This is a genomic window from Plantactinospora sp. BC1 (assembly GCF_003030345.1).
Classification (GTDB): Bacteria; Actinomycetota; Actinomycetes; order Mycobacteriales; family Micromonosporaceae; genus Plantactinospora.
This window is the reverse complement of the sequence record NZ_CP028158.1, coordinates 4,814,695-4,829,939: the sequence shown is the minus strand read 5'-3', so window position 1 is coordinate 4,829,939 and position 15,245 is coordinate 4,814,695. Positions and strand designations below refer to the sequence as shown.

Genomic DNA, 15,245 nt, shown 5'->3' with positions numbered 1-15,245 from the left:
GGCCCGCTCAGTTCGCCGAGACCCGCTCGGCGCGGCGGGCGGCGACGTGCTCCACCAGGGCGACCAGCACCACCTTGCCGGACTGCCGGCTCCGCGCGTCGCAGAGCACCACCGGCACGTCCGCGTCCAGGTCGAGCGCGCTGCGCACCGCCTCGGGACCGAACCGCTTCGCCCCGTCGAAGCAGTTGACCCCGACCACGAACGGGATCCCCCGGCGCTCGAAGTAGTCGACCGACGGAAAGCAGTCGGCGAGCCGACGGGTGTCGGCGAGCACCACCGCGCCGAGCGCGCCGAACGCCAACTCGTCCCAGAGGAACCAGAACCGGTCCTGCCCCGGCGTACCGAAGAGATAGACCTGGAGATCGGGGTTGATGGTGATCCGGCCGAAGTCCATCGCGACGGTGGTGGTCTGCTTGCCCTCCACGCCGTAGAGGTCGTCGGTGCCGGCACCGGCGTCGGTGAGCACCTCCTCGGTCTGCAACGGGCGGATCTCGCTCACCGCGCCCACCAGGGTCGTCTTGCCGACGCCGAAGCCGCCGGCAATCAGGATCTTCAGCGCGAGCGGGATGCGCCGCTTCGCCGTCCCCTGGTCAGAGAGCCCGGAGTCCATTGACCACCGCCTTGAGGATGTCGTCGTCGGGGAACTGGCGCGAGGTGGGTGGGTCGTACATCGAGATCCGGCCGCTGGTGAGCAGGTCGCCGAGGAGCACCCGGACCACCCCCACCGGCAGGTTGAGGTCGGCGGCGAGGTCGGCGACGGTGATCGGCTGCTGCGCCCGGGCGATGATCGCCCGCTGTTCCGGGTGCGGCTGCGGACCGTCGTCGCCGTCCTCCTCCGGCGGACCGGCCACCACGAACGCCATCAGGTCGAACCGGCCGGCCGACGGCTGGACCCGACCACCGGTCATGGTGTACGGCCGGACCACCGGCCCGGCGTCGTCGTCCAGCCAGTCGTGGTGCGGCCCCGGTGCGTCACTCCGCATCTGCCGGCGCCCGCGATGTTCGGCTCGGCGCGGACAGGTTCTGCCCGACCCGGGTCACCAGCATCGCCATCTCGTACGCGATGACGCCGATGTCCGACGCGGCGCTGGCCAGTACGGCGAGACAGGCGCCCTGACCGGCGGCGGTGACGAAGAGGAACGCGGACTCCATCTCGATCACGGTCTGCCGGACCGGTCCCGCCTGGAAGTGCCGGCTGGCCCCCTTCGCCAGAGACTGGAAGCCGGCCGCCATCGCCGCCATGTGTTCGGCGGCCTCCCGGCCCAGGTCCCGCGACGCGGCCATCAGCAGTCCGTCCGCGGAGAGCAGTACGGCCTGCTGCGCGGACGGTACGCGCTCCACGAGATCGTCGAGCAGCCAACTGAGGTCCGCACCCGCCTTCGTCGTGTGCACCACTCACCCGTCCCCTTCAGAATTCGTGACACCCGGATCGGCGACCCGGGCGGTGGCATCGGAGGTGTCGCCGGACGGCGTCAGCTCCTCGGCGTCCCGCCGTCCCCGTGCCGTGCCGGACTGCAACGCGGCCATCACCGCCCGCACCTGCTCCGGGGTACGCGGCTGCGGCTCGTCCGACTCGCCGTCGACGGTGCCACCGGCGGCGGCACCCGGGGAGCGGTCGGAGTTGGCCACGGGTCCGTTGCGCAGTTGCGGCGCGAGACTCTTCTGCCGGACCCGCCGGGGCAGGCCGTCCGGGCCGACCGGGCCGGTGGCCGGGCGTACCGGTCCGCCGCTGGGCGGGACCGCCGGGAGGACCACGGTGTCGTCGTCCATCGCTGGGCGGGACACCGGTCCGGCGGGCGCCGTCGTACCGGCCGGTGCGGCGGGCGGCGGAGCGGCGGTGGTCTGGGCGGTCGACGCGGCGCCGGTCGGGGCGGTGGTCGGGGTCGGGGCGGTGGTCGGGTCGACGCCGCGTCGGCGCAGCGCACCGGCCCTCGGCATCCGTACGCCGGATCGCGGGCCGGTCTCCGGGCCGTCCTCCGGGGCGGCGCCGCCGGGGCCGGCGGTGGAGTCCGGCTGGCCGGCGTCGGTCGGGTCGGAGGTCGGGGTGTCCCGTCGGGGAGCCGCGGGCTCCGCCGCGCCGTCGGCCGCCGGGTCAGGTTGCGGTGTCTCCGGCCGGCCGGCGGCGACCAGCGCCGCCAGCGCCGCACCCGCCTTGCGTCGTGGCCCCAGCCCGGTGGTGGTGCCGGGTCCGGCGGGCGGCTCGGCAGCGTCCGCCGGCACGGTGGCGGCCGGGCCGGTCTGGGCCGGCAGTTCGATCGTCTCCGAGCCGTCCGCGCCGCCGCCGGTCCGGCGGGGACCGCCGCCCCGGGTCGGGCCCGCCGACTCCGGACCGGCCCCGTCACCCCGGTCGGCCGCCGGGGCGGAGGTGTCGGGTACCACGAGGTCGCCGGGGATGAGGGCCACCGCCGTCACCCCGCCGTACGGGGAGGGACGCAACTGCACCCGTACGCCGTGCCGGGCGCCGAGCAGGGCGACCACGAACAGCCCGAGCCGGGCGCTGTTCGCCGGGTCGAAGTCCGGTGGGTCGGCGAGTCGGCGGTTCGCCTGCTCGATCGCCTCGGTGGCCATGCCCAGGCCCCGGTCCTCGATCTCGATCGCGTACCCGTTGGCGACCACCTGCCCGGTGACCTGCACCCGGGTGTGCGGCGGTGAGAACGACGTCGCGTTCTCGATCAGCTCCGCCAGCAGGTGGATGACGTCGCCGACCGCCCGGCCGGCGGTGGCCGCCGGTGCCACCGTGACCAGGTCGACCCGGGCGTAGTCCTCGACCTCGGAGATCGCGCCCCGGATGACGTCCACCATGGAGACCGGGTTGCGCCAGCCCCGGCCGGGTGCCGCCCCGGCGAGCACGACGAGGTCCTCGGCGTGCCGCCGCATCCGGGTGGCCATGTGGTCGAGCCGGAAGAGGTCCTCCAGCTCGTCGGGCTGGGCCGCCCGCCGCTCCATCCGGTCCAGCAGCGCGAGCTGGCGGTGCAGCAGGGTCTGGCTGCGCCGGGCGATGTTGAGGAAGACGTCCCGCAGACCTCGGCGCAGCGCGGCCTCGTCGATCGCCGAGGCGATGGCGGTGCGCTGCACCTCGCTGAACGCCTGACCGAGCTGGCCGATCTCGTCCTGCCCGTAGTCGAGTGGTGGCGCCTCGGTCTCGACGTCCACCTCCTCGCCCTTGCGCAGCCGCCCGACGACGTCGGGCAGCCGCTCGTCGGCCATGTTCAGCGCGGCGGCCCGCAGGCTGGTCAGCCGCCGGACCAGCGAACGGCCGATCCGCAGCGCGATGATCGCCGAGAGGAGTACGGCGACGAAGCCGAGCAGGCCGGCGAGACCCAACCGGACCAGGATGCCGGCGGCGACCGGTCGGCTGCGGTCGGCGAGCGCGTCGGCACCGGTCAGCTCGAAGTCGCGCAGTTGCCGCTGGACCGAGTCGTAGCTGCTCTGCCACTGTCGGGCGTCGACCGGCAGGCTGTCGCCGGCACCCCGGGCGATCAGGTCGTCCTCCATCCGGCGCAGCCGGACGTACGCGTCCCCCTCGGTGAGCTGCTGGTATGCGACCCGGTCGGCGTCCGGCAGCTCCGCCGTCGCCGCCGAGTAGAGGAAGCGCTGGGTGCCGACGATCTGGACGAACTGGGCGTGCTCGCCCGGCGCGAAGCGCCCCGCGCTGAACACCCCGGCGAGCAGCGCGTCGGCCTGGGCGAGCACCTCCCGGGCCCGGCCGAGTTCGGTCAGGCTCCGGGCCTCCCGGGCCAGCGTCTCGTCCGGCAGCGTGTTCAGCGCGGAGAAGGTCCGGAACGCGGCGTCGATGATCCCGCTGTAGAGGCCGAGCGCTCCGCTGGCGTCGACGGTCCGGCGGTCGATGAAGACGCGTCCGGAGCGCAGCGCGTCGACCGCGGTGAGCAGTTGGTCGATCCGGGCGTCGAGCAGCGCGCCGGTGGTGTCCCGCAGGTCGGCGTCGGAGGTCCGGCGACGGAAGTCGGCGATCGCCCGGTCGGTGCGGATCCGCTGCTCGGCGAGGACGGTGGCGGCGCTCGGGTCGACCAGTTGCCGCACCGAGAGCCGGCGCTCCTGCTGCAACTCCACCACCAGCGTCTCCCCCGGCCGCCCGACCTCGTCCAGCAGGGTCTGGGTGGCGAGCAGGTTCGACGCGGGTCCGACGGTGAGCGTGGTCGCGAAGATCCAGAGCGCCGACAACGCGAGGATCGGCACGGCGACCAGCGCGACGATCTTCGAGCGGATCGGCCAGTTCTGGGTTTCCATCAGACCTCGCCGGAAGGGGATGTGTCAGGGTCGACACCCGCACCGGCGGCCCGCGGCTCCGGCCAGAGTCCGAGGGTCACGGGCGCGCGTGCCTTCGGCAGGATACGTAATCAAAGCCGCGCGCACTACCGGACAACGGGTCTCTGGTTGATCCAATCTGGCAAATAAATTGATAACTGTCTTTGCCAATTGATCTCGACTTCCGTCGATGGGCCAATGCGGTGACCGGGGGTGGGCCGTTCGGACCGACCCACCCCCACCAGCAATTCCGGCCGGACAAATCACAACGGCGGCGTCAGCGCCGCCCGCCGGGCACCGGCCGCCGCCGGTCCCAGCTCGCTCCGGCCCGGCGCAACGCCACCGCCAGCACCAGGTACGGGCACGCGAGCAGCGCGAAGACCACCCCGTGCCCGGCGACCGCCGAGGCGAGGGCGTACCCGCCGTACACCCCGATGGTGACCAGTTCGGTGCCGAGCCCGGCCAGCGAGGTCACGGTGGCCCTGGCCGGTCCGGTGATGCTCTCCTGGAGGCGTACGTCGGCCACCAGGCTGGCCATCTGGAGGACGCAGAACGCCGCCGCCACCAGTACGAAGCCCGCCGGCCGGCCGGCCAGCGCCCCCACGGCCAGGGCGATCGAGGCCGCCCCGACCGCCGCGCCGAACCGCCGCGCCGTCAGCCGCTGCCCGAGCGGGGTGAGCAGGCCGCCCAGCATCACCCCGGCCCAGACCAGCAGCACCAGCAGCGGCACGCCGGCCGTCGGGGTGACCTCGCCGGCCAGCAGCGGCAGGTACTCCTCCAGCCCGCCCCAGATGCCGAGCATCGCCGGCAGCAGCAGCAGGGCCCGGCGTACCGCCCGACTGTTCCGGGCCTCGGCCAGCGCCACCCGGAGGATCGCGAGGGGGCCGGGCGACGGGTCCTCGGTCGCCGGCTGTGCCGGGGCGACCCGGACCAGCTCCCCGGACGGGGCGACGACGACACCGGACCCCCGGCCGAGCCCGGGGCCGGCGGTCTCCGGGCCGGTCGGGACGCCGACGCCCGGTGCCGGCGTCCGGTGTTCCGGCAGCGCCAGTCCCACGACCGCGCAGAGCAGGCTGGCCAGCACGCTGGCGACCCCGACCGCGGGGTAGCCGCCGGCCGCGAAGACCGGGGTGGCGACCGCGATGGCCAGCAGTGCGCCGAGCAGGCTGACGGTGCTGGCCCGGCCGATCACCCGGCCGTACCGGTCGGCCAGGCCGAGCCGGTCGAGTTCGTCGTAGAGCAGGGCCTCGGCGGCGCCGGACTGGAGCGCGCCGCGTACCCCCCAGAGCACGAAGCCGAGCGCGAAGACCCAGTAGGAGGGTGCCGCGACCCAGAGCCCGAAGCCGACGGCGCCGAGCAGCGGGGCGACGGCGAGCAGCAGCCGCCGGGACACGGCGTCGGCCCAGACCCCGGAGGGAACCTCCAGGAGGATCCCGGTCAGCGACCAGATGACGAAGAGCGAGGAGATCTGCGCGACCGACAACCCGGTGTCGGTGAAGAGCAGCGCGTACACCGGGTAGAGCAGGACGAAGTCGTCCAGGAACGCGTAGAGGTAGAAGGTGGTGGTCAAACGCCGCGCACGAGCGGTCGGCGCGGGTGACGAGGTGACGGGCATGAGGCCTTCCCACGGGGACGATTCGGACTCGGAAATCGGGTCACGAACGTCCCGGGCGGGCCCCGGCAGCGCGGGCCGGGCCGGCCTCCGGCGGGGAATTAATGTCGGTGCGTCATGCCGGGCAGTCTAGGCGGTCGGCGGCCCCGGCGGGAGCCGGGCAGGGGGCGTCCCCCGGGCGCGTGCTCGCGCCGGGGGACGCCCCGTCCGACTGCCGTGAGGTGATTTCCGGGTACGCCCCGATCAGGCGCCGGCGGCCAGCCCGAGTCCCTCGGCGACCCGCCGCCCGTACGCCTCGTCGCACTGCCGCAGGTGCCAGACCATCCGCTCCTGGATGTGCTTGTCGCACTGGCCGAGCTGGTTGACCAGGTTCTTCACCAGGTCGTCCCGCTCCCAGTCGGGCATGGTGCGGAACCGCTCGCCGGCCTGCGCGTAGTCGTTCTGCCGCTCGATCGGGGCCCGCATGACCTGCCCCGAGACGTGCGGCCGGTACTCCCGGTACGACTCGTCGGCCTCGGCCAGCCCGGCCACCGAGGAGGGCTCGTAGTTGATGTGCGGGTTGCCGCCCCGGTGGTCCACCCCGTACGACATCTGCCCACCGTCCTGGTTGGTGTGGACCGCGACGTCCGGCCGGGGCGCGTTGACCGGCAACTGGAGGTAGTTCGGGCCGACCCGGTAGCGCTGGGTGTCGGAGTAGGAGAACGTCCGGCCGACCAGCATCTTGTCGTCGCTGAAGTCCAGCCCGTCGACCAGTACGCCGGTGCCGAAGGCGATCTGCTCGTTCTCGTTGTGGAAGTTGTCGACGTTGCGGTTCAACGTCATCATCCCGACCGGGCGGAGCGGGAAGACGTCCTCCGGCCAGGTCTTGGTGTCGTCGAGCGGGTCGAAGTCCAGTTCGGGGTGCTCGTCGTCGCTCATGATCTGGACGTTCAGCTCCCACCTCGGGTAGTCGCCGCGCTCGATCGCCTCGTAGAGGTCCTTCGAGGCGTGCCCCAGTTCGGTCGCCTGGATGGCGGCGGCCTGCTCCTCGGTCAGCGACTCGATGCCCTGCTGCGACTTCCAGTGGTACTTGACGAGTACGCCCTCGCCGGCCGCGTTGACCATCCGGTAGGTGTTCACCCCGAACCCGTCCTGGGTCCGGTAGTTGGCCGGGATGCCGCGCGGGCTGAACAGCCAGCTGAGCATGTGCATCGACTCCGGCGTGTTGGACATGAAGTCGAAGATCCGGTTCGGCTCCTGCCGGAAGGTGACCGGGTCCGGCTTCAGCGCGTGGATCACGTCCGGGAACTTGATCGCGTCCCGGATGAAGAAGACCGGCAGGTTGTTTCCGACCAGGTCCCAGTTGCCGTCGTCGGTGCGGAACTTCACCGCGAAGCCGCGCGGGTCGCGGGTCGCCTCGGAGGAGTCCCGCCCGCCGATCACGGTGGAGAAGCGGACCGAGACCGGGGTCTTCTTGCCGGGGCTCTGAAAGAGCTTGGCCCGGGTGTACGTCGAGGCCGGTTCGTCGCCGATCGTCCCGTACGCCTCGAACTCGCCGTGCGCGACGAAGCCGCGCGCGTGCACCACGCGCTCCGGGATGCGCTCCCGGTCGAAGTGGCTGATCTTTTCGAGGAAGTGGTAGTTCTCCAGGGTGGCCGGGCCGCGCGAGCCCACCGTCCGCTGTTGCTGGTTGTTGTGTACGGGGTGACCCTGCCGGGTCGTGAGCGTCGGCTTCTTCTCCTGGGGATCACTCATCAGGTCTCCTCCTGTCCGTGCTCTTCCTGGCAGTCGGGCAACGGCCGGGTACGCGACGTCGTCCGCCCGGAGAGCGGATGTTCCGTCCGGTTCAACGCGGCCGTCCACCGCACGGCCCGGATCGTCGGGCACGCCGTCGTGGCCGAGGTGGTGCCCCGGCACCGGGGCGGCGTGCGTCCCGGGGCGGGGTCGCCGGCAGGTCGGTCGGGCGACCGGCCGGGTGTCGGGGACGGGCGGTTCGGACGCTCCGACCGGTGCCGTCCCGAGCGGCACCAGACCAGCCAACCGCGTTTTCTGGAATGAGTCAAGTTTTGTCGCGCGTGCCACTCGGCCGGGCGCTCGGCGCGGGGGTGCCGCGCGGCGTCGGCGGCGACCCTCCTCCCCCGGCGCGGCGGTTCGGGGCGTTCTGCCCGGTCAGGCAGCCCTCGACCGGTTCCTGCCGCCGCGCGCCGGTTCCCGCCGGCGGGCACGAAAGTGTGCCAGATCTGGATTGGTGATCAGGGCCGAGCGGGAATAGCAGGAGACGAAGGAGGAGCCATGTCGCCCATAGAAGTCGTCCTCATCATCCTTGTGGTCCTCGCCGTCGCCGCCGCCGTACCGGCCATCTGGGTGGCCAGCCGCCGCCGTGCCCTGCGCAGCCGCTTCGGTCCCGAGTACGACCGGGTGGTCGCCGAGCAGCAGAGCCGGTCCGCCGCCGAGCAGGAACTCCGGGAACGTGAACGCCGCCATGCCGAGTTGACGCTCACTCCGCTCTCCGCCGAGTCCCGCCAGCGGTACGCGGCCGACTGGGAGGAGATCCAGGCCCGTTTCGTCGACTCCCCGGCCGAGGCGGTGGGCGCGGCGGACGAACTGGTCACCCGGCTGATCGCCGAGCGCGGCTATCCGGTCGGCGAGTACGACGAGCAGCTCGCCCACCTCTCCGTCGAGCACGCCCGCACCCTGACCCACTACCGGGACGCGCATGAGATCCAGCTACGCAACGAGCGCGGCGAGGCCAGCACCGAGCAGCTCCGCCAGGCCGTCGTGCACTACCGGGAACTCTTCGCCGACCTGCTCGGCGAGGACCCCGTACGCCAGTCCTCGGACGGGACCCGTCCGGACACCCCGCAGGACGTACCGAGCCGGTGAGGAGGCACTTCGCCATGCGTCACCAGGAACAGCAGACCGACAACGGCGGCACCGACGTGATCCGTTCCGAGCCGGTACCCGTGACCGGCCCCGGCCAGGTCGAGGCCGGCGGGGCCGAGGGCCGGCAGCGGGACCGGTATCCGGAGGGCACCGGCGACCAGGGCCCGGACGCGCTCGACGAGCGCGGCTCCTACGACAACGACCTCGCCACCAGCGGTTCGGGGCCGGCCTTCTCGTCCGACCCGGCCGCACCGGCACGGGCCCGGGACGACCGGCGCGGCGAGGACCGGTCGGCGGAGGAGGAGGCCGAGGACGCGGCGCTGGACGACGACGCGCTGACCGAGCGCTCCCCGGCGGGCCGCTCCGGTGACGCCGACCGCGACAGCGCGGGCATCGGTGACCGGGGCGACCTCGCCGACGCCAGCCAGGCGCACGCCAGCCAGGCCGACGTCACCGGCGGCACCGGTACCGGCGAATCCGCCGACCCCGCGGCCGGGTCCGACGAGGACGACATCCGGGACGACACCCGGAAGGTGCCCGCGACCGCCGGGGCGGACGCCGGCAAGGACGCGGTCGTCGACCCGGACGCCACCGCCCGGGTCGACGACCCGGAGCGGGTCGACGAGACGCCGGCCGACGAGACCGCGCGGGCCGACCACGCCGACGACGCCGGAGGCGACCCCCGGGACCGCTCGGGTGCGCCGGAGTTCCACGAGCCGGCGCCGCTGCCCACCAGCTTCGGCGCCACCAGCGTCGGCGGTGCGGTCGCGGCCTCCGCGCTGGCCGGCAGCCACCGCGACCCGCGCAACGAGGACACCGTCCGCTCCGGGGACGGTCCGGTCGACGACCGGATCGACGGGATCGACGACGAGCGGACCGACGGGATCGACGACGAGCGGGCCGTCGCCCCGCAGGAGGTACCGGATCGCAGCCTCGGTGCGGCCGACGCCGCCACCGCCGACCGGGGCGGCGTACCGGCCGCCGACGGGGTCGAGTCGGACCCGTTCGGCCGGCCCGTGCCGGAGGGCTCGGCGGTCGGGGTGGCGCACCCGGTGAACCCGGACGTGCTCAGCGCGGGCAACCCCGACGCGCTGACCGGCGGTACCCCTGCCCGGGCGGAGGCCGGCGGGCCGGACGAGACCGGCACGGCGGACGGCACGGCCACGACGGGGACGGCGGACGGCAACCTGCCGCCCGGTGCCGCGCCGGCCGAGCCGATCGTCGCGATCCTCGACGAGGAGACCGTGCGGGGCCTGCGGGACCGGTGGCGGGACGTGCAGCTCCGCTTCGTCGACGACCCGCCGGGCGCCACCGAGGAGGCCCACCGGCTGGTCCGGGAGTCCGTGGAGGCGGTCACCGCCGCCCTGACCCGGCAGCGTGACGAACTCGGCGGCTGGCAGGACGACGGCGCCGCCGACACCGAACAGCTGCGGATGGTGGTCCGCCGGCACCGGGACTTCCTGGACCGCCTGCTCGGCCGGTAGCCGGCGCCGACCGGCGCGACCCGACTCCCGACGGCTCCCCGAGGCCCGCCAACCGGCGGGCGCCGGGGAGCCGTCGGCGATCAGGCATCCGGGTACGCCGGGGACAGGAGTGAAAACTCTTCACCTCGGGTAGTAGGCCCCTCGCCCCCGACGAACCTGTCGCCGGGACACGGACCGAGCGTACGGACGAAGGTGACGGCGTGGACGGCGGCCTGCGGCTGGACATGAGCCCACTGGACTATCTGATCCTGGCGCTGTATTTCGGCACCGTACTCGGGGTCGGCTTCGCCGCCCGGCGAGCGATCAAGACCAGTGTGGACTTCTTCCTCTCCGGCCGGTCGCTGCCGGCCTGGGTCACCGGACTCGCCTTCGTCTCCGCCAACCTCGGGGCGCTGGAGATCATCGGGATGGCCGCCAACGGCGCCCAGTACGGCCTGATGACGCTGCACTACTACTGGATCGGCGCCGTACCGGCGATGGTCTTCCTCGGCATCGTGATGATGCCCTTCTACTACGGCTCCAAGGTACGCAGCGTGCCGGAGTACCTGCGGCTGCGCTTCAACCGGCCGGCCCACCTGCTCAACGCGCTCAGCTTCGCGGTCGCCCAGGTGCTGATCGCCGGGGTCAACCTCTACGCACTCGCCCTGATCATGCAGGCCCTGCTCGGCTGGCCGCTCTGGCTCTCCATCGTGGTCGGCGCGCTGATCGTGCTGGCCTACATCACGATCGGCGGGCTCAGCTCGGCGATCTACAACGAGGTGCTCCAGTTCTTCGTGATCCTCGCCGGCCTGGTCCCGATCACCGTCATCGGGCTGGCCAAGGTCGGCGGGATCGACGGGCTCTGGGACGCCGTACGCGGCTCCGACCTCGGCGAGGCCGGGCTGCACACCTGGGCGGACACCGGCAGCGCCGACAACCCGCTCGGCGCGAGCTGGATCGGCATCGTCTTCGGGCTCGGCTTCGTCCTCTCGTTCGGCTACTGGACCACCAACTTCGCCGAGGTGCAGCGGGCGATCTCGGCGAAGGACATGAGCGCGGCCCGGCGTACACCGATCATCGCCGCGTACCCGAAGATGGTGATCCCGCTGGTCACGGTGATCCCCGGCCTGGTCGCGGTGGTCACGGTCAACGGGCTCGGCGCGGAGACCGGCGACCTGACCTACAACAACGCGATCCCGCTGCTGATGCGCGACCTGCTGCCGACCGGCGTACTCGGGGTGGCGGTGACCGGGCTGCTGGCCTCGTTCATGGCCGGCATGGCGGCCAACGTCAGCGGCTTCAACACCGTCTTCACCTACGACATCTGGCAGACGTACGTCCGCAGGGACCGGCCGGACGACTACTACCTGCGGATCGGCCGGATCGCCACCATCGGCGGGGTGCTGGTCGGGATCGGCACCGCGTTCATCGCGGCCGGCTTCAACAACATCATGAACTACATCCAGGTGCTCTTCTCGGTCTTCAACGCGCCGCTCTTCGCCGCCTTCATCATCGGCATGTTCTGGAAGCGGATGACCGCCTGGGCGGGGTTCTGGTCGCTGCTGACCGGCACCCTCGGCGCGCTCGCCACCTATCTGCTCTACCAGGCCGGGGTGCTGCCGTTCGACTCCGACCTGGAGGAGAGCTTCTGGGGTGCCGGCGTCGCGTTCGTGCTGGTCGCGATCGTCGCGGTGGTCGTCACCCCGCTGACCGCCCGCAAGTCCGACGACGAGCTGCGCGGCCTGGTGTACGGGCTCGCCGGCACCGACGGCCGGCAGGCCCTGCTCGGCGGCGACGCCCGCTGGTACCGCTCGCCGCTGCTGCTCGGCGGGATCGCGGTGGTGCTCTCCGCACTGCTCTACCTGCCGGTGCTCTGAGGCGGCACACCGCAGGATCCGACCGGGACGCGCGCCAGCTGCGACAGTGAGAAGGGACGAGGCGATGGAAGACCAGAACCGGCCGCCGGCCGGGACGCCGGTGGACTCCGCCGAGCAGGAGCGCCGGTCGGCCGCCGCCCGGCTCTTCGACATCCGCCGGGTGATCGGCGGGCTCTTCGTCGCGTACGGCGTGATCGTCGGCCTGGTCGGCGTCTTCGACGGCGCGTCGGCGGTGGAGAAGGCCCAGGGCATCCGGATCAACCTCTGGGCCGGGCTCGCCATGCTGGCGCTCGGCCTGGGCTTCCTGCTCTGGCAGTGGCTGCGCCCGATCGACCGGGAGTGAGCCGGCGCCCCGACCTGGCACGGCTCCCGGCGCCGGGGTGCCCCGGGCCGCCGGACGAGCGGACGGGCGGACGGGCAGACGGGCGGACGGATGGGCGGCCCGTCGGTCGGACGGGCGATGGCGGCCGGCAGGCATGGCGCGGGTCCTCCGGGGTATCGATCCGGAAGACCGGTCAGTCGCACGTCGCATCCGCCACAGGAGGGCAGCACGCATGACCGAGCGCGATCCGACCCGCAACCGGCCGCTGGAGGAGAGCCCGGAGGTGGCCGCCGCGATCGAGGACGACGCCGCCGTACCGCAGCTCGCCGCCGACGGCGGGCCGGGCGCCGAGAACCCGGACTTCGTCGACCCGGAGGACGTTCCGGGCGATTTCCCGCCCACCGACGACCTGCTCGGCGACCCGTACGGGCAGGGTACGGGGGGCGCGGGTGACGCGCGTACCGGAGCGGAACAGCCGTGGGACCCGGAGGACCTGGCGGCGGCACAGGGCCGGGACCCGACACCGGAGAACGTACGGCGGGCCGGCGAGGAGCTGGACCGGGAGGGTACGGCGACCGCGGTGGAGAAGACGGTGCCCTGACCGGGGTACCCGGAACCGTCGGGGCAGCACACCGCGGCGGTCCCCGTCCGACGCGTTGCCGCTCCGGACGGGGACCGCCATTGGTGGTGATGTCGTGCTGTTACCCCAGTCTTACCAGCCGGTTCAGAGCGCCGGGTAGGCGTTCTGCATCAGCTGGGTGAGCTGCGCCGGGAACCAGGCACCCGAGATCGGGGCACCGGAGAGCGCGCCGCTCATGTTGTTGTTGTTGCGCGGGTTACCGGTGTAGGTCGGGTCGCACATCCGGTCGAAGCCCTTGCCCTCGTCGTTGTCGATCTGGGTGCTGGAGCCGTCCGACTCGCCCGGGGGCTTGATCCAGACGTACGCGTCGATCCCGCTGGCCGGGGCGGACCGCGGCCGCTCACCGATGCCGGCACCGCTCTGGTTGCACCAGTTGCCGAGGTGGATCCGGCGGTCGATCCGGGAGCCGTCCACCTGCTCGTCGACGGTGCCCGAGGTCCTCGGGCCGGTGGGCCGGGCCGAGCCGCCCCAACCGTTACGCGAGGTGTCGATCAGCATGCCGATGCTGGAGCTGAAGCCCTGCGAGACCAGCTCGGTACGGAGTGCCTGGGCGAAGCGCTGCTCGTCCACGTACCGGTTGTAGTCGATCCACTTCGAGAGCCGGTTCTGCTCGGTCACGTTGAGGTAGGGCTCGACGGTGGCCGAGTAGTTGGCGGTGTTGGCGATGAAGCCGTGCACGTTGGCCTGGGTGCTGCCCTCGGCGCGGGCGGCCTCGGCGAAGATCTGCGCGGAGGCCCGGAAGTTGTCGTCCCACCCGATCCAGCCGTGGTGGCCGGCGTCGATGTAGTTGTAGACGTTCGGGACCGCACCGAGCTTGGCCAGGGCGTAGCCGACACCCTTGACGTAGTTGCCGTTGGCCTTCATCGTGTCGCACTGCGCCGTCGCGGTCTCCCGCGGCGCCACGTTGGTGACCAGGTTCGGCAGCGAGTCGATCTCGATGATCGCGATGATCCGCAGGCTGCTGTACTTGCTGTCACCCATGATCGCGGCGATCGGGTCGATGTACTGCGTCTTGTACTTGGGCAGCTCGTCCGCCTTCAGCTCACCGTTGGAGGCGAGCGCCGCACAGTCCCGGCCGGGCAGGTTGTAGATGACGAGCTGGATGTAGCCGGCGCCCTGCGCCAGCGCCTCGTCCAGGTGGTCCCGCAGGCCCATCGAGCCGTTCGAGCTGCTGTCCGGGGTGCCCTCGATCGCGGCGATCCGGTCCAGCCAGACACCGGTCGGGTTGCTGGAGATCCGGTTGCCGCCGGAGACGCTCTCCGCCTTGGCCTTCCACTCCGGGTTCACGTAACCACGGGCGCCCGCGTACGGGTTGTCCACCCGGGCCGCGGGGTTGCTGGTCGGGTTCGTGGTCGGCGGGTTGGTCGGGTTGCCCGTCGGTCCGCCGGTGGGCGGGGTGGTCGGCGCGGTGCCGTTGCAGGTCGTCCCGTTGATGCTGAAGGACGTCGGCGCCGGGTTGCTGCCGCTGAACGAACCGTTGAAGCCGATGCCGGTGGAGGCGCCGGTGGCGAGGTTGCCGTTCCACGACACGTTCGTGGCGGTCACCTGGGTGCCGGACTGCGTCCAGTTGGCCGACCAGCCCTGGGTCACCCGCTGTCCCGCGTCCGCGAAGCTGAACCGGAGGGTCCAGCCGTTGATCGCGTCGCCGACGTTCCGGATGGTGATGTTGGCGCTGAAACCACCCTGCCACTGGTTGGCACTGTAGGTGACGCTGCACCCGGGTGCCGCCTGTGCCACGGACGCCGGGATGGTGACCAGACCGGCGGCGACCAAAGCGCTCGCACCGGCCACCGCGACGGCTTTCTGCCGGACGGACAATCTACTCGGTAAATTCATGCCACTGATCTCCTTGAGCCAGCCGGTCACGTTAGGCGGAACCGGCGCGGCGGTCACACGGCGACGCGCCAGGTGGGTACGTCCGTGCACGCCATGGGGGACTGCGGTATGCCCGACCCGGACGGGCGGAACTGGTGGTGGTGCCGGCCGCTCGGGTCAGCGACCGTGACGACGCCGTCCGGCGAACCGGCTGCCCTCGACGTCCGCTGCGCGGTGTGGCTCCCCCAGCACAGTGGATGAATTCTTGCATGGGAGCGCTTCCATCACAACACCTCGATACCGATGGATGACGATTCCCTGCTCGCGGCGTCCGTCGCCGGCCACCGCCACGACCTGCGGCGGCGTGGCCGGCCGGGCACAGTGGACC

Annotated in this window: 12 protein-coding genes; 5 read left to right on the top strand and 7 right to left on the bottom strand. The window is 72.5% G+C overall.

Annotated features, from left to right (window positions below):
- Positions 1-7: 7 nt before the first annotated feature.
- The 6 genes from C6361_RS21125 to C6361_RS21100 form a co-directional block, all read right to left on the bottom strand.
- On the bottom strand, positions 8-610 hold the full coding sequence (locus C6361_RS21125) for an ATP/GTP-binding protein (RefSeq protein ID WP_107260300.1): 603 nt from the start codon (positions 608-610) through the stop codon (positions 8-10).
- Complete coding sequence (locus C6361_RS21120) at positions 591-983, bottom strand: DUF742 domain-containing protein (protein ID WP_107268755.1); 393 nt, start codon at positions 981-983, stop codon at positions 591-593. The genes C6361_RS21125 and C6361_RS21120 overlap by 20 nt, the downstream gene beginning before the upstream one ends.
- Complete coding sequence (locus tag C6361_RS21115; RefSeq protein WP_107260304.1) at positions 973-1,395, bottom strand: roadblock/LC7 domain-containing protein; 423 nt, start codon at positions 1,393-1,395, stop codon at positions 973-975. The genes C6361_RS21120 and C6361_RS21115 overlap by 11 nt, the downstream gene beginning before the upstream one ends.
- Positions 1,396-4,248 carry a nitrate- and nitrite sensing domain-containing protein gene (locus C6361_RS21110; RefSeq protein ID WP_107268754.1) on the bottom strand — a complete coding sequence of 951 codons (2,853 nt, stop codon included), beginning with the start codon at positions 4,246-4,248 and terminating at the stop codon, positions 1,396-1,398. It lies immediately after the preceding gene.
- Between the two features lie 295 nt (positions 4,249-4,543).
- Positions 4,544-5,881, bottom strand: coding sequence for an MFS transporter (locus C6361_RS21105; protein ID WP_107268753.1), 1,338 nt, complete (start codon positions 5,879-5,881; stop codon positions 4,544-4,546).
- Between the two features lie 240 nt (positions 5,882-6,121).
- A complete protein-coding gene (locus C6361_RS21100) occupies positions 6,122-7,612 on the bottom strand; it encodes a catalase (RefSeq protein ID WP_107268752.1) in 1,491 nt (496 codons plus the stop codon).
- Positions 7,613-8,149: 537 nt separating this feature from the next.
- Between C6361_RS21100 and C6361_RS21095 the strand changes: the two genes are divergently transcribed.
- The 5 genes from C6361_RS21095 to C6361_RS21075 all read left to right on the top strand — a co-directional run bounded on the left by C6361_RS21095 (position 8,150) and on the right by C6361_RS21075 (position 13,003).
- Positions 8,150-8,740, top strand: a complete 591-nt coding sequence (locus C6361_RS21095) for a hypothetical protein (protein WP_107260311.1) — start codon at positions 8,150-8,152, stop codon at positions 8,738-8,740.
- Between the two features lie 14 nt (positions 8,741-8,754).
- A complete protein-coding gene (locus C6361_RS37095) occupies positions 8,755-10,224 on the top strand; it encodes a hypothetical protein (protein ID WP_159079405.1) in 1,470 nt (489 codons plus the stop codon).
- A gap of 224 nt (positions 10,225-10,448) precedes the next feature.
- Positions 10,449-12,080, top strand: coding sequence for a sodium:solute symporter family protein (locus tag C6361_RS21085; protein ID WP_107271075.1), 1,632 nt, complete (start codon positions 10,449-10,451; stop codon positions 12,078-12,080).
- A gap of 64 nt (positions 12,081-12,144) precedes the next feature.
- The gene (locus C6361_RS21080; protein WP_107268750.1) at positions 12,145-12,423 is read left to right on the top strand and encodes a hypothetical protein; all 279 of its coding nucleotides are present in this window, start codon (positions 12,145-12,147) and stop codon (positions 12,421-12,423) included.
- 211 nt (positions 12,424-12,634) lie between these two features.
- Entirely contained in the window at positions 12,635-13,003 is a 369-nt protein-coding gene (locus tag C6361_RS21075) for a hypothetical protein (RefSeq protein WP_107268749.1), read from the top strand.
- A gap of 123 nt (positions 13,004-13,126) precedes the next feature.
- Here C6361_RS21075 and C6361_RS21070 read toward each other — a convergent pair whose 3' ends face one another.
- Positions 13,127-14,878, bottom strand: a complete 1,752-nt coding sequence (locus C6361_RS21070; protein WP_107271074.1) for a glycoside hydrolase family 6 protein — start codon at positions 14,876-14,878, stop codon at positions 13,127-13,129.
- Positions 14,879-15,245: the final 367 nt, after the last annotated feature.